We start from the raw sequence: 20,037 nt of genomic DNA, 5'->3' as shown, positions 1-20,037 counted from the left end.
GGTATCCATGACCGCATGGATCTCACGGCGGTTCCGCTGGTGTCGTTGCGGGTGTTCCAGGAGGTGGCCGAGCGCGGGACGCTGAGCTCGGCGGCCTCCGCGCTGGGTTACACGCAGTCCGCGGTGTCCCGGCAGATCGCCGCTCTCGAACGGGTCGTGCGCGCGCCGTTGCTCGACCGTCAGCGCGATGGCGTGCAACTGACCGATACCGGTCACGTGCTGCTGCGCCACGCGGGTTTGGTGCTCGCACAGCTCGACGCGGCCAGCCGGGAGTTGTCCGGACTCCCGGCCACCGCGGGCACCGTGCGGCTCGGCTGGTTCGCGAGCGCGGGCGGCTCCCTCGTTCCGTCGGCATTAGCCGCGTTGAGGCGCAGTCATCCGGCGTTGACCGTCACCACGCGCGAGGGCACCACTGCCTCTCTCACGCGCGCCTTGCGAGCCAGAACCGTTGATCTCGCGGTGCTCGCCTCTCCGTCCCCGCTCGACGACGAGACGCCCGCACTGCGGGTCAAGGTGCTCGACGAACAAGAGCTGCTGCTCGCCGTGCCGTCAACGCATCCGTTGGCACACAGGGACTTTGTCGACGTGGCAGATCTGCGCGACTGGGCGTGGATAGCGTCGCCACCACCTGGCCTCGGGGTGTGGCCGGGCCTGGACGAACGCCAGGCCGTCGCGCACATGGCCCGCGACTGGATGGCCAAGCTTCAGCTCGTGGCGTCCGGCGCCGGCATCACGACGTTGCCGGAGTCTCTCGCAGCGCCCGTTCCTCAGGGCGTGCGAACTCTACGAGTGCGTCCGCGGCAGAAGCATTGCGTCGTCGTCGCGTGGCTGAACCTCTCCGAACCGGCGTCCGTGGTGGTGGACGCGCTCGTCAGTGGTACTCACCCGTGAGCATCGCCGTGGCCAGCTCCACCCGTGACCGATAGCCGGTGCGCTGGAACAACCGCGTCAGCTTCGCCTCGACGCTCTTCTCCGTCGTCCTCAGCACCCCCGCCAGCTCGCGGTTCGTCAGCCCTTCCGCGACCAGGCACGCGAGCAGCCGTTCCTGCTCGGCCGTCGTCGCCGACCGCCCCGGCACCGCGACGCCATGCTCGCGCATCATGTGCCGCAGCAGCGCGCGAGGCAGCAACGCGTCCATGATCCCGAACAGCTCGTAGGCCTCGCGGAGCGTCCGCGCGTCACCGAGCCCGTGCGACGCCAACGCGGTCAACGTCAGCGCGATCTCGTGCGGCTGATCCCGTTCGGTGACGATCCTGCGCACCTCGGCGGCCGCCTGCTTGTCGTGCCACGTCACCGCGCGGGCAAGCAGGTGGTTGCGGTGCGCACGGCCGGTGTCCATGGTCTCGGCGATGTCCGCCAGCCGTTCGACGCGGAACTCGGCGTCCTCGCGATCGCCGTCCTCCAGCGACATCACGGCGAGCCGCATCTCCAGCTCGTCGGTGCCGATCACGATTGCGTACTGAGAGGCGAACGCGAGCCCGCGCTGCAACGCACGGCGGCTCTTGTCGCGCGCGCCCAGCACCAGTTCGAGATCGGACTCCGGTACGTCGAGCAGGTGCGGCAGGACGTTCTGGCCCGCGCGCGCGTCAGCGATGACCTCGCGCGCACGGGCGAGCTTCGCCCGTGTGACGAGCATGGTGGCGAGGTCGTGCGCCAGCGCTGTGTGTGCCGCGACCTGGCCGAGCGTCGAACCGGTGACCAAGGCCTTGCGCGCGTGGCCGAGCGCTTCGTCCCACCGGCCGTCCGCGGCTTGCAGCAGCGCGAGGTCGGCGGCTTCGAGCTTCTGGCCGACGAGCATCCGTTGCGCTCGCTTCATCTCCCCCGCGAGCATCAGGCAGCGTGCCATCGCGGCCTGCAGTGCCGGCCGGTTCCGGTCGGCAGCGAACAGCGGGCACAGACCAGGATCGCTCACGACGCGTTCGAAGTCGGCCATCCGCCCGGACATCAGCGCCGCGCTCATGCCGAACAACTCGCCGAACGTCACCGTCGCCGCGTTGCCGAGCCGCCACATGCCACGCGTGCTGGCGAGCAACGTCGCCGCTTCGTCCCATCGGTCTGTGTAGCACATGGCCACCGCACGGCCGATGAACCGCGCGGCCGTGCCACCGGGCAGAGAACGCCAACTGCCGTCAGCGACCTTGCGCAGTGCGGCCCTGTCCCCCGCCGCACACATGCCCACGAGCCGGATGAGGTGCATCTCCTGCATCTGGTCCGGCGTGAACTCGTCCGGCAGCTCCAGCGCCGCCTCGACGCTCGCCATCGCGCTCACGAAGTCGTTGTGCGACGCACAGGCGACGGCGTGCATGAACAACGCCTCGGCCTGCTGCGTCGGGGTCGTGGCCCGATCGGCGGCGGCGCGCAGCCAACGTCGTGCCGACGGGTCGTGCAGGACCACGGCTTTGCCCGCGGCGAGGAGCTGGTTGCAGGCCTTCTCCGCGTCGGCGAACCCACCCGCGTCGATCAGCCGGTCCGGAAGGTAGCTGGGGTTCGCGCAGAACGCCCTGCCCTCCCAGATCGCGCTCACCGCACGCCATCCGAGGTCGTGCCGCTCGTACGGGCCGAGGCTGGCCGCCAGCGCATGGGCGAGCACGGGCGCACGGAACCGATAGCCGTCGTCGTGCCTGGTCAGCACGCCTTCGGCCTCCAGTTCGGGCAGCCCGCGGGTGTCGCCGAGGAGTTGTTCGGCGGCCGGTCCGAGCGGGTGCAGGATCGCCATGGCCTTGGCGGTCTGCCACGCGGCCTCACCGAGCAGCCGGATCCGTTCGACGGCGGGATGACGGTGGCCGGTGCCGCGCGGTTCGTCGACCAGGTAGGCGGTGCGGTCGATGATCCGCAGCGCGCCGCCGCGCAGGTAGCCGTCGACGGCGAGATCGACCAGACCGGGCACGCCGCGGCTGTCCTTGTGCAGCCGGCGTGCGAGGTCCGGGTCCGCGGACACGTTGAGCAGGCCGGTGAACATGAGGCTGACCTCGGACCTGTTCAACGGCGTGAGAGGCACGATCTCGGTGAGCGCGCTGGTTTTCAGCGCGTCGGCGAGATCGGTGTGTTCGAGACGCACGGGCGTGCGGTAGCTACCGACGACACACGTTGCCAGTTGGGGCAACGCGTCGAGGAGCGCGCGCAGCACGTCGTGGTTGAGGCGATGAAGGTCGTCGAGGAACAGCACCGGCGGCCGTGACCACCGTGCGAGTTCCTCACGCACACGGGCGACCACAGCCTGGGGGCGGTTGCGGTCGGCGCGCAGCAGTGGCACGTCTGCTGTGCGCACACGCTGATGTTCGAGCGTGTCCCGGACCTCGTTGAGGAGCGCGGTGCGGCCGATGCCCGCGGGCCCGGTGACCAGCACCAGCCGCGTGGTCCCCGACAACAGCGGCCACACCACGCTCGTGTGTGCGTCATCTCTGGCGATCAGGTTCGAAGTGGGGGTGTCGGTGTGGTCCAGAGTTCCCGTCATCCGGTGGCTCCTCGATCATCGAGCCTGCCTGCGAGGCTCGCGGCGGCCAGTTCCACGCGCGACCGGACGCCGGTGCGCAGGAACAGGCGGGTCAGGTGGTGCTCGACGGCCTTCTCGCTCGTCTCGAGCTCCGTGGCGATCTGGCGGTTCGTCTGCCCGGCGCGCACCAGTTCGACGATGCGCAGTTCGACGCCGGTGAGCTCGCCTGGGCTCTGCTTGGTGCGCGGTGCGGCGACGCCGAACCTGCGCATCAGCGCGGAAACCCTGGCGGGCAGCAGGAAGGACGATCCGCCCTCTCTCTCGATGGCGTGCAGCTCCCGCACGACCAGGCGCGGGTCGTCGCAGAACTGGGCGAGGATGTGGCACGCCCACAACAGGTCCGGGCGGTGTCCTCTGCTCCTCACGACGTCGGCGCCTCTGGCCGCCTCCGCCGGGTCGTTGTGGAGAAGTCCCTTGGCCAGCAACAGGACCTGCAGCGTGCAGCGGCAGTCGCCCCACCGGTGCAGCTCGGTGATCTCGGTCATCACCGCGCGCGCGATGTCGAGGTCGTTGTTCCTCATCGCGATCTGCAGTGCCTGCAGCATCAACCGGCTGGTGCCCGTCCGCACGCCCGCCTGCTTGACGCGCTGAAGCGTGCGCCAGGCGAGGTTGACCGCGGTCTGGGAGTCGCCCGCGCGGTGCAACAGGCTGCACTCGACCATGGCGCGCGTCGGCGCGTAGCGCACCGCTCGGCTGACCTTCGCGAGCCAGGCGAACGCCTGGCGGTGCTCGCCGCGCGCGGAATGCATTGCGGCGGCGAGGATCCGGCCGTGGTGGTGGGCGGGCATCGGTCGTTTCGTGAGCTCCAGCTGGCGCACGGTCTGCAGCGCGGACGTGAAGTCCGCTTTGGCGTAGTCGCGGACCATGCGTTGGTAGAGCCTCAACGGGCCGTGGTCCGGAGTGCGGTAGCGCGAACCCAGAACGAGTTCCAGGACCGTCGCGACGTCTCCGGCCGTGCTCGCTTCGATGATGTCGTCGAAGCGTTCCCGCGCTTGCTCGTCGCGGACGAACCTCAGCGCCGTGCGGCAGGCCTGCACGTCCGAGCGCAACGCGTGGTAGATCGCGTTCAGCTCGGCGTTGGTGACGACGGCTTCGTCGTCGCTCGTCCTCATCGGCAGCGGCGTCCAGTCCGGAGGTCCGCCGATCCACCACCGGGCGAGCGCCACGGCCGGCCCACCCCTGGTGTCGTCGTCTTCTCCGTTGAGCAGCAACAACATCCGGACGGCGTCGGTGTTCGCGTCCTCGGTGGTGCACTCGGCGAGGACGGTGCGCATCAGCTCGTCCTGGCCGGTGGCGACGAGGACGGAGAGCGCGCGGAAGTAGAGGCGTCCGCACGGGCGTTCCTGGGTCATCCTGACCGCGGCGGCGAGCCAGCGACCGGCGCGTTCCGGGTCGGTGGCCTGGATGTCGAACGCGCGGTCTGCGAGCCAGCGGGCCTTGCGGGGCGCGTCGGGCAGATCCGGGCCGGCCAGTGCGACGAGGTCCGGGTCGGCGGTGTCGGCGGCGAGGGCGACGTGCATGCGGCGCACCTCGTCCTCGCCGCTCTGGTCGATGATCGCGTTGGCGAGCGCCGGGCAGAGAACCTTGAGGTCTTTGGTGAGCAAGCCCCGTTCGACGAGGTCGTCCAGCGCTCGGCCGCAGTCCTGGAGGTTTTCCTTGAGCAGCTTGAGATCCGTGACCTCGATGCCCTGACGGACGACGCACAGCAGCGCGACCTTGTGGGCGAGCCCCTGGACGTGCTCCAGCAGCCGGTGGTGCTTCGGCAGGCTGATCCGGTCGCCGGCGACGAAGAGGCGGTCGCCGACCCACGTCAGGTTGAGCTCGTTCAGCGTCGAGAGGACGGTGCCGGGGTTGCCGTAGAGCGGTCCGAGCGCGGTCCTGAGCGCTTCGACGACGCTGTGGTCGAGCGGGTCGCGGGTCGTGATCAGCTCGGTGACGACGTCGGGTGACAACGTTGGCAGGTCGATGACGACGTCCGCGAGCTCGGCCAGTTCCGCGTGGTCCTCGCACACCGCGACCACGAGGCAGCCGGGCATGCGCATGACGGACGTCGTGAGGACGGGATCGGGCAGCTGGTCCGCGTCGTCGATCAGCACGACCGCGCGCGATCTGGGGCGGTGGCTGACGACGGTCACGCCCTCCGCGCGCCACATCAGCGCGGCCTGCCTCAGCAGTTCGGAGCGTCCGCTCCCCGGCTCGCCGCGCACCACCGCGAGCCGTCCGCGGGAGGCCGAGGCCTCGAACGCGGCGCGCAGTGCGGCAAGCTCCCCATGGCGTCCGCGCAGCTGTTCCTGCACGTGACGACTCCCCTCGCTTGGACGGGGTTCGGCGGGCCCCTGCCACCCGCCGAACCCCGGAGGTGGCCGCGCCCGGCATGGGCGGCGGCGAAGCTGGACCGGGTCGGCCACTGGAACGAGATTATGTGAGAGCGCGACCGTCGCGAGTGGACGCGGGGAAACCCCTCAGATGGCGCGCATGACATCTGTCATGGGTTTCTGGTGTGTCCTCGCACTGCTCTTCGCCGGTGTTTGCCGAGATCCTGGGCTTGTGACAGCGATCTCGGTGCGGGGACTAACGCGTCGGTACAGCGGCGGATTCGAGGCTGTACGGGGCGTCTCATTTGATGTGGAGCGGGGCGAAATGTTCGCTTTGCTCGGTACGAACGGGGCGGGGAAGACGTCCACGGTCGAAGTTGTGGAAGGGCTCTCACGTCCTGCGTCGGGAACTGTGTCGGTTCTGGGGCACGATCCGTTTCGGGAGCGCTCTCTCGTTCGGCCTCGAGTCGGCGTGATGCTGCAGGAAGGCGGCTTTCCGCCCGATTTGACTGTGACCGAGGCCACAAAGATGTGGGCGGGGACTTTGACTTCGCCGCGCCCTTTTGACGAGGCGTTATCTCTCGTTGACCTGACGCATCGGGCGTCGGTGCGGGTGAAGCAGCTGTCCGGCGGCGAGCGCCGTCGGCTGGACCTGGCGCTGGCGTTGCTGGGACGGCCCGAGGTGCTGTTCCTCGACGAGCCGACGACGGGGCTGGATCCTGAGTCGCGGCGCAACACGTGGGAGCTGATTCGTTCGTTGCTGCGCGAGGGCGTGACCGTGCTGCTGACGACGCACTACCTGGAGGAGGCGCAGGCGTTGGCGGACCGGTTGGCGATCATGCACCGAGGCCGGATCGTGGTGCAGGGAACGGTTTCCGAGGTGGTGGACGCGTATCCGTCTCGCATTTCGTTCGTGCCGCCTCTGGGGGTTTCGTTGCCTTTCGTCGCGGATCCGGATGGCGGCCGAGTCACCGTGCGAACGAACAATCTGCAGGAGACCCTGCACGAGCTTCTTGCGTGGGCTCATGTCAACTCGGTGGAACTGTCCGGTTTGGACGCTCGGTCGGCGTCGCTGGAAGAGGCGTTCCTGGCAATCGCGGAGGAGGCGGCATGAGGGCCGTGGCTGTGGGGCAGGCCGAGCTGAGGTTGTTCTGGCGCAACAGGATGGCGCTGTTCAACTCTCTCGTGATGCCGTTGCTGATCGCGCCGGCGTTGATGGCCGCGGACGCTGACGGCGTGCCGCTGGTCATCGGTCTCGTCGGCTTCGTGCTGCTGATGGCGGTCTACTACAACCTCGTCACCACGTTCGTCGCACGCCGCGAAGAGCTTGTTCTGAAACGGCTTCGCGTTGGTGAGCTGACGGATCCGGAGATCCTGCTCGGCGCGTCCCTGCCGTCCGTCGTGGTGGCGCTGGGACAGATGGCGTTGTTCGCGATGATCGTCGGGGTGCTGACCGGGATCTCGTTGCCGTCCCAGCCCTGGTTCCTGGTGCTCGGCGTCGTGGGCGGTGTCTGCGTGTTCGTGTTGTTGGCGGCAGCGTCGTCGGCGTTCACGCGCACGGTCGAGATGGCGCAGATCACGTCGTTGCCGGTCTTGGTCGCGTGTCTGCTCGGGTCGGGGCTGTTCTTCCCGCTGTCGGTGCTGCCCTCCGGTGTGGCCTCGGTGGTGCGCCTGCTGCCGTTGACCCCGGTGCTGGACCTGCTGCGGGCGGGCTGGAACGGCGGCGCGGTGGTGCAGCCGATGATCGTTCTGGCGGTGTGGATCGGGCTCGGGATCTACGCTGTACGACGCTGGTTCCGCTGGGACCCTCGGAGGTGAGCTTGCTCGGCTGGTGGCGGTCCCGTGGCAACGCGGCGCGGTTCGACTTCTACGTCCGCGTCACGTTCTACGGCAGTTTCGCCGCCTTTCCCCCGTTGCTGCTCATCAGCTTGTCCGCCGAGGTCAGCACTTTGGCCCTGGTCGTGATCACCGGCGTCACCGCGGTGCACACGGCGCTGAGCATCCGGCTGGTCCACTTCGGCATCGAGCACCACCTGGGCAGGGGGCCGTTCCCCCGCCGCCTGCTGACGATCCTCGTGGTGCTGACCGGTTGTGTGCTGGTCGCGGGCCTGCTCGCGTACCCGCACCCGACCCCGGACCACCAGGACGGTCCCGCCGCGGGCATCGCCGTGCTGTTCCTGGTCCTGACGATCACAGCCCTGTCCGGCGTCGTCCGCCCCCGCACCGTCGTCCTGGCGGCCGCGGTGGGCGGAGCGTTCGTGTTCCTCACCTCGCCGTCGGGCTACGCGCTCTTCATCCTGTTGTCGTTGCAGTTCGTGGCTTTCGCCTTCCGCACCACCCTGTGGATGCTGGGCCTCGTCTGGGAGCTCGACCAGTCGCGCGAAGTCCGCGCATCGCTGGCCGTGGCCGAAGAACGCCTCCGCTTCGCCCGCGACCTGCACGACGTGGTGGGCCGCAACCTCTCCGCCGTGGCTCTGAAGGCCGACCTCGCCGCGCAGTTGGCGCGCCGGGGCCGTTCCGAGGCGGTGTCCGAAATGCTCGAGGTCCGCCGAATCGCGCACGACTCGTTGGACGAACTCCGTGCCGTGGTCAGTGGTTACCGAACCGCTGACCTCTCCGTGGAACTGGCGGGCGCGCGCTCTCTGCTGGCCTCGGCGGGCATCGACTGCCGCGTGATCGGCGAAGTCAGCATCTCCGGCGAGCCCGCGGGCGCGTTGGGATGGGCGGTGCGCGAGGGCGTCACCAACGTCCTGCGGCACAGCTCGGCCAGCTCGTGCACGATCACGTTGCGCGGCAACGTACTCACCATGTCCAACGACGGCGCTTCCTCTGGCGCCTTCCGCTTCGGCAGCGGCCTCACCGGCCTGCGCGAACGCATCTCAGCCCTGGGCGGCTCCGTCTCCGCAGTGCCCGAGCCGCCGAACCGTTTCGTGCTGACCGTGGAGCTCCCGTGATCCGCATCCTCCTGGCCGACGACGAGCACCTGATCCGCGGCGCCATGGCCGCCCTGCTCTCGTTGGAAGACGACCTGGAAGTGGTAGCGCAAGCAGCCACCGGCGCCGAAGCCCTGGCCACCGCCCGCGTGGTCCGCCCCGACGTGGCCGTGATCGACCTGCAGATGCCAGACCTCGACGGCGTCTCCGTGGCCCAAGCCCTGTCGTCCGAACTCCCGTCCTGCTCCACGATGATCGTCACCAGCCACGGCCGCCCAGGCCACCTGAAACGCGCTCTGGCAGCCGGCGTCCGAGGCTTCCTCCCCAAAACGGTGTCCTCCGACGTCCTCGCCACCGTCGTCCGCACCGTCTTCTCCGGCGGGCGCTACGTAGACCCAGCCCTGGCCGCCGAAGCCATCAGCGCAGGCGACAACCCTCTGACCCCACGCGAAGCCGACGTCCTGGAACTGGCCCTGGAGGGCGCCCCGGTAGACGAAATAGCCCGCCGCGCCTCCCTCTCCCCAGGCACAGTCCGCAACTACCTGTCCTCAGCAGTGGGCAAAACCGGCGCGTCCAACCGCCACGAAGCAGCCCGCTTCGCCCGCGCCCGAGGCTGGATCTAACCCCACCACTCCAACACCCTCATGGCATAGAACGTCAACCACTTCGACGGCTCCCCCGCCTCGACATCGGTCTCGAACCACACCTCGCCGGGATGCCTCCCCGCCTGCAACCACGTCCCATCAGCCTGCCTGGCCGCCCGAATCATCTCGATCGCCTCGGCCATCCGCGGATCCTTCCTATCGGCGTCCCGGAAGTAGTCGGCCGCGTTCAGCACGCTGTACCCCCACCGAACCGGCGACCGGAACTGCCCAACCCACTCAGCAACAGGTTCTTTGGTGGACAGCCGCTGGTAAAGCCTCCGCTCCAGCAGGTACTCCTCACCAGCTTCTCTAACGCCGCTCGACTTTCCCGTCGCCCGCTCGTAAATCAACAACCCTTTGAGCGCGTTCAACGTCGAGTGAAACGACGACCGCGTCGACCCCTCAACCCACTCACAATTCCACCCACCATCCCCAAGCTGGTGCTCGACGAACCACCCGGCGATCCCGTCGACATCAGCCCCCAGCCACACCCCGTTGGCCAACGTCCACGAGTTGATACAGACATCAACCTCACCACCCCAATAGGGCAGGTCCTCGTACTCCCACCTCGAGTTGGCCGCAAGCAGCTCAACCGTCCCGTCGAGCACGGTCGCGTCAAGCCCCCACTCCCTGAGCGAGTTGAGCGACCACGTAGTAGCCGTCCAAGGCTGCCCGGGCCCCTTCCCCTGATACCCCGCAGGAAAGAACGCCCCGCCACCCCACATCCCGTCGGCCCCTTGCTCAGCCAGCAGCCGCGCCCCAAACCCCTCCTCAGCAACCCGCCGGCGCGTAGCCTCCCAAACCCCCTTCGGCTGCTTGACGATGTCCCGCTCAACCTGCCACCGCAGGGCCGGATCCGAGTCGAGCAACCACCCAGTCAGCTCACTCATCCGCCGACTCTAACCCGGCCCACCCGACCAACCCGCGGCGTGCAACCCGCACGGCACCCCAACCCCACCAAGCGCCAAGCCGTCCTAGCCCTGACCGGCACCATCACCGCATGCGGCGACCACCTCAACGACCTACCGATCTTCACCGTGGCATCCCACAAACCTGATCCCAGCCAACGCCCACCCCAACAGTCCTGGCCACAGCCCCCACGATCACCGCCCCAACACCACAGCCGGCGTGATCCGCCACATCCGAGCCCACCACGTCTGACCAGCCAAAACCTTCCGCCATCACCCCGATTTTGGCCCACAGCGACGATCATGTAATCTATGCACACACCACGGCGCGAGCCGAGGCAGAACTAAATACGTCCGGGTGGCGGAATGGCAGACGCGCTAGCTTGAGGTGCTAGTCCCCGAAAGGGGGTGGGGGTTCAAGTCCCCCCTCGGACATTCTCTTACCCCACGGGATCGACCACAGTCCCGTGGGGTATTTCATTTATTGCCAGCCATCTTCCTTCCGCTCCAATCCAACGCGAGCGTCGGCTGTACTCGGCGGCGAGCAGACTCCGCAGCTTTTACAACCGGCGGTGCGGATCGCAGGCGCAATCGCTGGTCGCCGTATTCGATTTGCAAGCCTTGCCCACGGACTTGATAGACCAGCTCCGCGCACATGTCCTGCGTCACTGGTCCGGTGGGGTGTTCGAGTAGACCTGGCAAGGCTTCAAGCAGGTGATCCTCTCGGACGTAGAAGTTGCGCGGCGCCTTGTCAGGACGGCGCCTGGCGCTGGTGAAGCCATGCCGGCACCGGTAGCCCGCTCGCCCATGAACCCAATGCCCGTCCATCCGCCGACCACAAAGCCCACACACCACGAGCCCCGCCAACAGGTAATGCCGGACCTCACCGTCCTTCGCCGGCTGCGCCACCCGCATCCCCTGCACCGCGACGAACGTCTCGTCATCAACAAGCGGTTCATGCGCGATCCGCTCGGACACCTCCCATTCACTGACCGGATTCCATCGCGGCGCTCCCGAACCACGGCCACCGGCACGCCCGCCCGACCCGTGACCAGTAGTGCTGGTCCGGTTCCACACCTGCCGACCGGTATAGCGCGGATTTTCCAGGATCATCGCCACCGTTCGGACAATCCACCGATCCCCCGATCTGTGCTCATTCCGCTCGGGATCCGCACCCGACGGACACGCCACACCACGCTCATTGAGCTCCCGAGCCAATGACGCCACGGTGCGCCCACGAGCACGTTCGGAGAACATCCACCGCACCCATGGCGCCGTCATCGGATCCGGCGCCAGCACCTGCACCCGCCGGCCCCACCGACCGTGCACCGGATTCGGGTGCCTGCCACCGTCAACCAACCGATAGCCGTAGGGCGGACGGCCGCCCAGAAACCGGCCTTGCAGGCGAGTTTGCGCGCGCATCGCCGCCAGCACTCGCTGCCGCGCCCGTGCCACCTCACGTTGCGCCTGCGCACCGAGCAACACCATCAAGGCCTCATGCACCGGACTGCCCAGCTCTACCGGGCCACCGGCCTCCGGCAACCACACCGCAACACCCAACGCGTTCAGCCGAGAGAAGACCTCACGGAACTGATCACCGTGAAACGCCCGCTCGTACTCGCCCACCACGACGGCGTCGAACTCACGATCCGGCGCCGCGGCCGCCGCCAGCAACGACGCGGCTTCCGGACGGTCCTGCCACGACCACCGCCGCGACACCCCCACGTCGAAGTACTCCGAGACCACCGCGCCGACGCCCTCGATCAGCTCATCGGACACCGCACGCTGCCACGCACGCGACGTCTGCACATCCTGGAAGGTGCTCGTGGACATCCGGCCGTAGAACGCAAAGCGCAGTCCAGCATCCCCAGGTCGCACCGCAGGACCGCGATGTCCCGTCAGCGCAGCGAGCAGGTCCGCATTCGTCAGCATGGCCACGATCAGCTCCCTCGGTCACCATCCAGACCAGAGAACCGGACGCGCCATGACGGCAGCCCAAACGACCTCCACCCGAACAGCCCAACATCACTTTGAAGCCCTGCAAGTGCGCCACAGCGACTGCTTGCGGAAGGCGCCAGGCATCAACGTGTTCGTCGGCGCCGCCCCGTTCCTGCCACTCTCCTTCTCATCGGGCGGTGCACCGCTGTGCCGCAGAGCAGGTTCAGCGTCGCGAGCGCGACAAGATGCAGGTCGGGGACCACACCGTCCGATCGGCCGAACGCCGCGTCGCGCTGCGGCCCCAGCAGCTCGGTCGCACCGGCGGCAACAACTGGTACAGCCCGGCGAACGGGATCCTGGTCTCCGACTCCACTCCGGACGTGCCCAGCACACGCAGCCCTTGCTCGGCCGGCACCCGCCGTACCGCGGAGACAAGGCCATTCACCAGTGTCGTCTCCTCCGGTCGCCCGAACAGTTCGCACCTATTCCACAGGCGACAGGACCTCGGTCGAGTTGTGCTCACGGACGATTCGCCACCCGCCCGGCGTGCGGTGCCAGACCAGCGAAGACGTGGTCCGGATGTCCGTGACGCCCCCGAGCGTGACGATCCTGGCCAGAAACCGCAGAGTGGACGCGGCCAGGTCGTCACCAGCGATGACATGCGGGCCATCGTCGACAACGTGATGCGCGGACACCATGTCGCCGAAGGCGGGCTCCCAGATCGAGCCGTAGCCGGCGGCGGTCGTCGCTACCCGGTGTTCAGGGTCGAAGTCGTCGTAGAGCCGGACATCCGGTGAACTGAAGTCGTAGAACTCGCCGAAGGTGCCAGAGAAGTCGAACGGCGCGTCCCCTTCGCGGCGGTCCCAGCCGAACACCCACCGCGAGTGCAGATCCATGATCACCTGTTGGTCGTTCACGATCTCGACGCTAGGTCCGGCCATGCGCTTGCGGGAGGGTGCGTCACACCCTGGCAGCCCTCGCGGGACTCCGTGCTGCGGGGTGATCGAGACCGCTGGCCTGACGAAGCACCACGGCAATGTCGTCGCCGTGGACGAAGTGACGCTCCCGGTCCGGAGGCTGCTCTGCATGGTCAGGCCGACCCGAGGGACGGTTTCGGTGCTGGAACCAAGGTCCGGGCCGGTGAGCACGCGTTGTGGTCGCGGGTCGGGTTCTCGTCGAGACTCCGTCGGCCTATCCCGAGCTGACGGTGGCCGAGAACCTGCGCGTCGCCGCGCGGTTGCACCTCATCCGGAGCCGGCATCCAGTGGATGACGTGATCGGGTTGTCCGGGTTCTTGAAGACCGGCAGGGTGGTACGCAGCGCGGACAGCGGAAGCGGAAGCACGCCTTTGATCTGAGCGGCGTCGATCGCACGCGGTCGTCGGGTGCCACGAGGTCCGGGCGCGGTCAGCCTGAAAGCGCCCGGACCTCCTGGTCACTGAGCTCGAATGACAACGCTCCCACGTTCTCGGCCGCCTGCCTGCCGTTCTTCGCGCCGGGAATCGGGATCACTCCCGGTTGCTGGACGAGCCAGCGCAACGCGACCTGCGCTGGCGTCCTCTGATGGGTCTCGGCCAGACCGCGCAGCATGGAGTTGACCCGCCCCAGCTCAGCCAGCGCGGCCTTCCCCCGGAACGGCGCCCGGTATCGGCGCCAGCCCGCGGGCAGGTGGGTGGCGTCGTACTTGCCGGTGAGCGCGCCCGAGGCGAGCGGCATGTACGCGATGAGCGTGACCCCCAGCTCGCGGCACGCTGCCAGTACGCCGTCGGTCTCGGGCTCTCTGTGCAACAGCGAGTACTGGACCTGGTTGGAGGCCAACGGAATGCCGCGTTCGGCCAGCGCGGCGTGTGCGGCGCGCAGTTGGTCCGCGGAGTAGTTGCTGACCCCGACGGCCCGCACCTTGCCCGCCTCCACCGCGTCAGCCATCAGATTCATGAGGCGGGGAATCGCCATCCAGCGCACCGGGAAGTGGACCTGGTACAGGTCGATCACCTCGCGCCGCAGCCGGGTGAGGCTCGCGTCGAGAGTTTCGGGCAGGCTGTCGGCGCGCGAGAAGAACCTGCCGGGGAACTTGGTCGCCACGAGCACGCGGTCGTTGCCTTCGGCGAGCTCGCCGAGACGGCGCTCGGACACGCCGTCGCCGTACATGGCCGCAGTGTCGAAGAGGTTCACGCCCGCCGCGACACAGACCTCGTACGCGTCGCGCTGCTCGTCCAGACCGCTGGTGGGGCCGTAGGCGTTGCGGGCCGGGTTCATCCGCGGCGACTGCGTCATGTCGCCCCACACCATGACACCGACGCCCAGCGCCGGTACTCGCACGCCCGTATGTCCCAGCTCCCGGGCCGGGACCGGGCCGCTCTCGGTCATCAACACAGTGTGCGCCCCGGCAAGCGTCCTCGCCTCGCCGGCTTTCCCCAGGTGGTGAGCGGCTCGATACTCCGCCCCGTGCGCAAACCTGTCCTGCTACCGGCACGACGACTTGACGCAGCGGGCAACCCGGTCGGGATCGATCTCGTTCTTCTCGAGCAACCGTCGCACACCAGGATTGTCCAGCAGACACAGCAGGAGACGGCACGCGTCCAAGTCCCGTTGGGGCGTCGGCCGAGGATCGATCACGAGAGGTGGTGCCTCATCGCCCCGCGCCCACACCGCGAGGGTGCGCAGCTCCTCGCGCGTGAACGCCGTTCCTCGCAGATCCGAGCCCCACGCACGCACCAGGATTCGGTACACACCTGACGCAGCCGTAGGCACCACCGCGGTGAACACCCCCGGCTCGGCCTCACCGAGCTTCAGAACGCTTCGCGTGCCATCGGGTGCCGTGACGACGGCCTCAAGCGAAGCGCTGGACGACAACGGCACACCGCTGTCGGTCAGCACCGCGCGCAGCTCTCCCGGTGTTCCCGGCAGGCGAGACTTCTGGCTCACCGCGACGGTGAGTCGCAGCGCGCTGCGGGCTTGCACGGTGAGGCTGTACGGCACGCCGTGGCCCTTGATGCTGCGGAGGATCTGCTCGAAGAGGCGGTCCGTGCGCTTGTGGTCGGGCTTGCCCAGGCGCTCACGCAACCCGCGAATCCACAGGTCCAGCTCCCGCTTGTCGATGGACAGGACTGCACGCCACTCCCCCGCACCAGCGCCCGGCGCCAGCACGTCGGAGGGAACCACTCGCAGCACTCGGTAGGTGTCCGTCACGACTTCGACCGCACCGGCCCCACCGGTCAGGGATGTGCCGTCGGGGGCGATCAGCTCGACCTCGAAGACCCTCGCCATCTCGCCGAGGATCAGGACGTCGGCCCGGATGTCCGCTGTGGTGAGGCGGAAGGGGACGACCGCCTTGCCGCCCACCGGGACGAAGCCGTCCGGGTCGACGACGATCGCGGAGTTCGTGACGCCCGCGAGGACCTGCGCGAAGTACTTCTGCAGCAGGAGCTGGTCGTCGGGGCCGGAGTTGCCGGTGAGCAGCAGGTAGCCGCCCGTGCCGTTGGCGATGTCGGACAGCGCGCCGGGGTTGAGCTGGTCGGCCGTGCCCAGGCCGATGGCGAACACGCGGCTGTTCACCGAGGAGGCGGCCGCGGCGATGGTCTTGTCGGCGGTCTCGTGGCCGTCCGTGAAGACGATGGTCGCGGTGTTGTCGTAGTCGGCGGTGACAGGTGCGAGTTGGGCGGCGGCGCTTTCGAGCCCGTCGCCGATGGCGGTGAGCCCGCCGGGGTTGGTGAGGGTGTTGGTGATCGCGGTCGATGCGGCGAGGCGGCCTCCACCGCCGATCATCGGGCCGGCTTCCTGGACCGGTGCGGCTTCGGCGGCGTCGGTGTCGAACCGGACTACGCCGACGCCGTCGGTGTTGTCGAGCAGGGACACGAACAGCGGCGCTGAGTCGTGCAGAACGTCCATGCGGGCCTTCGAAGGCACGCCGGAGTCGAGGCTCATGCTGCCCGACTGGTCCAGCACGAGCGACGTGCCGACCGTCGGGTTGGGGACCACGGTCGCGGTGATGGGCACGTTGAACACATCACCGGTCTCGGCGATGGTGACCGCAAGGGTTCCAGACTCCGACGAACCTGCGGCGCCTGGCGTGAACAGCACCCACACCAGCAGCTCCGTCACCTCGAAGCCATCGGGCTCCGGTGAGGTGACCGAGGCCGAGAGCACCGTGAACGGCGCAGTCACCGTGGCGCCGGCGGTCACCGTCTGGCAGCCGCGGACGCGCAGCCGGAGCGCGCGGGCGGTCGGCAGGAACTCGACGACATCGAGGAACTGCAACGGATCACCAGGTGCCGGCGCGACCTGCTCGACGGTGAGCGGCAGCGTGTCGTAGCAGGGCGGCCGGACCACCGACGGGTGGCGGCAGTCCTTCGACTCGATCAACGGCGACGTGCCGACCCACGGCTCGATGGGTGCGCCGAACTCGACGGTGCCGTCCCACGGCTGCAACGGGTTCAGGATTCCAGCGTCGTTGGACTGATCGCCGTAGACTTGGGCCGGGTCGAGACGCCAGTCGTTTCCCTGCTGGGTCTGCCACATCGCGAAGAGACGATCCACGTTGCTGTGCAACAGGAACACGAACGGATCCTCGAACGCCTGGTGCAGCTGGCCGATGTCACCGCCGATGTAGCCGTGCGTGTCGTCATGGGCGCTTTCCAGGGCCTGCCGGAAGGCTGTCCACTGTTGGGCCTGCGGTTGAGCATCGCCGCTGGTGATGATCGTGGCATCGTCCGCGGCGGGTGGCGCTCCCGCGGATGCCGACCGCTGAACCGATTGTGGTGGATCTGCCGGATTCCCCGTGGCTTCGCGGCTTCCAGCGAGCACGCCGCCGTTGTGAAGGCCCGCGAGCGCGCCGTTCATCATCCCGTTCATCGTGCCGAACAGGGTCGTGTCCGAGAGGTCGACGGTGCCGCCCTGGCCGTCGGAGGCGGCGCGAGGGTCTTCGGTCCAGTCCCAGTAGTGCAGCGCGACGTCCGGATTGGACTGTTGGAGCAGCGCTTCGTAGCGGTTGACCAGTTCGCGGTGCCAGGGCACGAAGGAGTTGCCGCCGTGGTTGTGGGTGCTCTGGTGGATCTCGTCCTGCTTGTCCCAGTACGAGACCCCGTCGCTGAACGTGTGCAGGTCCGCCTGCAGCACCGCGTCGATGTAGGCCTGCCGCTCGGCTGCGGTGAGATGGGCGATGTTGCGTCTGACTGGTCCGGACATGGTTCGGCCCCCTTCGGCTCGATACTCCGAAGAGGGCCGAACACCGTCAGGAAATACCGGTTATCCGTTGTAGCGGAACACGTACAGACCGAAGTCGCGGTCACTGCCGAGCACGTACTTCTGCCCGTTCTCGTCCTTCCACACCTCGACGCCCCAGAAGTTGTTGCCTCCCTGGTCGATGAAGGCGCCGACTTCGCGGATTCCACCCGGTCCGTACTCGACCACGCGGAAACCGCCCGCGTAGTACGAGATGTAGGCGATCTTGCTGTCGTCCGGGTCCATCGCCACCTCGTGCACCGAGAGATCACCGAAACCGCGCGCGTATGCCGGGTCCTGGGCCTCTGGAATGGCATAGGTGTCGATCTGGCTGATCGAGCCGGCCTTGCCTGCCTGGTTCGGAATGTTCACGCCGAACAGCCGGACGTAGCCCCAGCCGTCGAAGACGGCCTGGATCGTGGTGGTCACCGGGACAACGGCTGATGCCGGTGTCGCTGTGGCGCAGGCGGTGGCGTCGGTGACACCGGCGACGCCGAGCAGCTTCAACCCGGTGCTGCGGTTGACGAACACGAACGGGATCGGACCGGCCGCGAGCATCGTCAGTTGCTCCAGGCAATCGGCCCGGACGTTCTGGAACACGATGCCGGACGTGTAGCCCTTGGCGATGATGTTGTCGAGCTTGACCTGGAACGTGCAGGTGCCGCGCTCGACGAGTGCGGTGCCGGTGCCCGCCGGGACAGCTGCCGCGTTGCAGGCGTCCCCGACGAAGGTGACAGGTCCGCTGATGGACGTGTTCTCGTCGATCCGCGGTGTGTCGCTGGCCTGCGTGGCGGTGTAGCTCGTGCCCGCGTACGGGCCGGAGTCGATCTTCGCGGTCACGCGGAACGGGTTGAAGTCCTCGTCGGTGCCGAGCAGGAACTTCTTGTTCGGCGAGAGCTCGGACTGGTGTGCGTTGCCCTCGGGTGAGATCTGCTGGCCGCGCGCGAGCCGTTCCTCGTCCAGCAGCGCGTAGTCGCTCTCCGCGATCAGCTTGACCTTGCCGGGCCGCGGGTCGGTGACGTCGAGCAGGACGTAGCCGCCGTCCCAGTAGTTCATGTTCATCACGTAGCGCTGGCCGACCTTCGTGATCATCATGTCGTGGCTGAAGATCGACGTCAGGTTCGACGGTGTGGCCTGGTCGACGCCGAACAGCTCGACCAGGTCGAGGCTGTCGTTGACCATCACCGGGTGGTACGGGTCGGTGATGTCCATGATGTCCACATCGGTCAGTTCCTCGTCGTCGACCAGCACGACGTAGGTGCGCTTGTCGAAGGAGTTCGTCCACATGCGCATGCTGTGCGTCTGGTTCGGTGAGGCTTCGAGAGCACCGTTCGGCGCGGTGAAGTCACCGGTGTGCAGCGCGACGGGCTGCGGGTGCCGTGGATCGGTGACGTTCCAGAGGGAGATGCCACCGAGGTTCGGAGCGGGCGGCGTCTCGCCGGGGCAGGTCTCGTTCTGGTGGGCGAGCAGGTCGCCCTTGAAGAAGGCGTTGTCGATGTGTTCGACCTGGATGCCCTCGCCGGCGTACGAACCGTCGCTGGTCGGGATGAACGCGCTGGTGACCTCGACCGGGTGCGCGGGATCGGAGATGTCCATGACGTGCACGCCGGTCCGCTCGCACGTCGGTTCCCGGAACGCGGTCAGATAGGCGTAGTCGCCGAACGCCGTGACGTCCGCGACGCGGCCGGTGTTGCCGTCGCCGGACGGGTTGGTCACCTGACCCTTGCCTACGAGGGTGACGTTGCGGTTCACCGGCGGGAGATGGCCCTCGTCGCCGTTGTGCTGTTTGTAGATGCCGTCGGCGACGCCTTCGCCGGGAAAGTCCTCGCGGCCGCCGCCGTGGTCGGGGTGGGCGGTCGCGAGCCCTGCGGTGAGCCCGCTGAGTACCAGCGCGGTCACGCTGAGCAGGGAAATGCGTCGTCTTCGTTGACTCCGCATGGGTGCCTCCGGGAGGTTTGGGCGGTCCCCCAGCGGGCGCACCCTACGTCCGGAATGCGGCATTCGGAAGATGCCGTTCGTCCTCATGCCCCGTTCGGCCGCGCCGGTTGGATGCCCGCGACGAGGTTGAAGGCTCCGGTCAGCAGGTTGAGGGACACGACTCCGACCACATCGGCGATGACTCGGTCGCTCCAGCCGTGCGCTCGCAGGCCGGCGACGTCGTCGTCCGAGATGCCGGATGGTTCCGCGAGCACTCGCACGGCGAATCCGATCAACGCCGCCTCGCGCGGATCGACGGCGGTTCCCTGGCGTGCGAGAACGATGTCGCTGTCGCTGACTCCGTTCGCGCGAGCGGCTTCGGTGTGCGCGGCCAGGCAGGTTCCGCAGCCGATCCATTCTTGTGCCGCAAGGGAAATCTTCTCGCTGAGCGCTCGTGGCAGCTTGACGCGCTTGAGGGCTCGGGAAAGGTCGAGGTAGCCCTGCAGCAGCGCGGGCGAATGCGCCATGGTGCTCACCATCGTCCCGGCCGAGCCGTTCCTGGCGATGATGTCGGTGAGCAGTTCGCGGGACTTCTCCGGCGCGTTTGCCGGTTCGAGGGCGGGAAGTCGCATCTCGAGCTCCTGAACGAACGGGGTGGCCACCCGCCATC

14 protein-coding genes and 1 tRNA gene are annotated in these 20,037 nt (G+C 68.1%); 6 read left to right on the top strand and 9 right to left on the bottom strand.

The window, feature by feature from the left end; genetic code table 11:
- Positions 1–15: 15 nt before the first annotated feature.
- A complete protein-coding gene (locus AB0M24_RS03450; protein WP_363760390.1) occupies positions 16–891 on the top strand; it encodes a LysR family transcriptional regulator in 876 nt (291 codons plus the stop codon).
- Here the strand turns inward: AB0M24_RS03450 and AB0M24_RS03445 are convergent.
- Positions 872–3,454 (bottom strand): LuxR C-terminal-related transcriptional regulator, encoded by a 2,583-nt coding sequence (locus AB0M24_RS03445; protein ID WP_363760387.1) that lies wholly within the window; start codon positions 3,452–3,454, stop codon positions 872–874. The genes AB0M24_RS03450 and AB0M24_RS03445 overlap by 20 nt on opposite strands.
- The gene (locus AB0M24_RS03440; RefSeq protein ID WP_363760384.1) at positions 3,451–5,790 is read right to left on the bottom strand and encodes a LuxR family transcriptional regulator; all 2,340 of its coding nucleotides are present in this window, start codon (positions 5,788–5,790) and stop codon (positions 3,451–3,453) included. Before AB0M24_RS03440 ends, AB0M24_RS03445 begins: the two co-directional genes overlap by 4 nt.
- A gap of 169 nt (positions 5,791–5,959) precedes the next feature.
- Between AB0M24_RS03440 and AB0M24_RS03435 the strand changes: the two genes are divergently transcribed.
- From AB0M24_RS03435 to AB0M24_RS03420, 4 genes are read left to right on the top strand one after another with little or no spacing between them, the layout of a single operon-like run.
- Positions 5,960–6,922, top strand: coding sequence for an ABC transporter ATP-binding protein (locus AB0M24_RS03435; RefSeq protein WP_363760381.1), 963 nt, complete (start codon positions 5,960–5,962; stop codon positions 6,920–6,922).
- On the top strand, positions 6,919–7,626 hold the full coding sequence (locus tag AB0M24_RS03430) for an ABC transporter permease (protein ID WP_363760378.1): 708 nt from the start codon (positions 6,919–6,921) through the stop codon (positions 7,624–7,626). The genes AB0M24_RS03435 and AB0M24_RS03430 overlap by 4 nt, the downstream gene beginning before the upstream one ends.
- A complete protein-coding gene (locus AB0M24_RS03425; protein WP_363760375.1) occupies positions 7,623–8,762 on the top strand; it encodes a histidine kinase in 1,140 nt (379 codons plus the stop codon). Before AB0M24_RS03430 ends, AB0M24_RS03425 begins: the two co-directional genes overlap by 4 nt.
- Positions 8,759–9,364, top strand: a complete 606-nt coding sequence (locus tag AB0M24_RS03420; protein WP_363760372.1) for a response regulator transcription factor — start codon at positions 8,759–8,761, stop codon at positions 9,362–9,364. Before AB0M24_RS03425 ends, AB0M24_RS03420 begins: the two co-directional genes overlap by 4 nt.
- On the opposite strand, the gene AB0M24_RS03415 is transcribed toward AB0M24_RS03420, so the two are convergent.
- Positions 9,361–10,275, bottom strand: a complete 915-nt coding sequence (locus AB0M24_RS03415; RefSeq protein ID WP_363760369.1) for a squalene cyclase — start codon at positions 10,273–10,275, stop codon at positions 9,361–9,363. The genes AB0M24_RS03420 and AB0M24_RS03415 overlap by 4 nt on opposite strands.
- Before the next feature lie 370 nt (positions 10,276–10,645).
- Between AB0M24_RS03415 and AB0M24_RS03410 the strand changes: the two genes are divergently transcribed.
- Positions 10,646–10,728, top strand: a tRNA-Leu gene (locus tag AB0M24_RS03410).
- Positions 10,729–10,770: 42 nt separating this feature from the next.
- Here the strand turns inward: AB0M24_RS03410 and AB0M24_RS03405 are convergent.
- From AB0M24_RS03405 to AB0M24_RS03380, 6 genes are all read right to left on the bottom strand, one after another.
- Positions 10,771–12,225 carry a recombinase family protein gene (locus tag AB0M24_RS03405; RefSeq protein WP_363761560.1) on the bottom strand — a complete coding sequence of 485 codons (1,455 nt, stop codon included), beginning with the start codon at positions 12,223–12,225 and terminating at the stop codon, positions 10,771–10,773.
- Positions 12,226–12,713: 488 nt separating this feature from the next.
- The gene (locus AB0M24_RS03400) at positions 12,714–13,148 is read right to left on the bottom strand and encodes a nuclear transport factor 2 family protein (RefSeq protein WP_363760366.1); all 435 of its coding nucleotides are present in this window, start codon (positions 13,146–13,148) and stop codon (positions 12,714–12,716) included.
- Positions 13,149–13,637: 489 nt separating this feature from the next.
- Positions 13,638–14,597: an aldo/keto reductase gene (locus AB0M24_RS03395; RefSeq protein ID WP_363760363.1), complete on the bottom strand. Its 960-nt coding sequence runs from the start codon at positions 14,595–14,597 to the stop codon at positions 13,638–13,640.
- Positions 14,598–14,693: 96 nt separating this feature from the next.
- The gene (locus AB0M24_RS03390) at positions 14,694–17,414 is read right to left on the bottom strand and encodes a tyrosinase family protein (RefSeq protein ID WP_363760360.1); all 2,721 of its coding nucleotides are present in this window, start codon (positions 17,412–17,414) and stop codon (positions 14,694–14,696) included.
- A 60-nt stretch (positions 17,415–17,474) separates the two neighbouring features.
- A complete protein-coding gene (locus AB0M24_RS03385; RefSeq protein ID WP_363760357.1) occupies positions 17,475–19,349 on the bottom strand; it encodes a PA domain-containing protein in 1,875 nt (624 codons plus the stop codon).
- 122 nt (positions 19,350–19,471) lie between these two features.
- The gene (locus tag AB0M24_RS03380; RefSeq protein ID WP_363760354.1) at positions 19,472–19,999 is read right to left on the bottom strand and encodes a carboxymuconolactone decarboxylase family protein; all 528 of its coding nucleotides are present in this window, start codon (positions 19,997–19,999) and stop codon (positions 19,472–19,474) included.
- Positions 20,000–20,037: the final 38 nt, after the last annotated feature.

It is taken from the genome of Lentzea sp. NPDC051838 (genome assembly GCF_040681245.1).
Classification (GTDB): domain Bacteria; phylum Actinomycetota; class Actinomycetes; order Mycobacteriales; family Pseudonocardiaceae; genus Lentzea.
The sequence above is the reverse complement of the archived record's forward strand: the minus strand, read 5'-3'. Positions and strand labels throughout refer to the sequence as shown.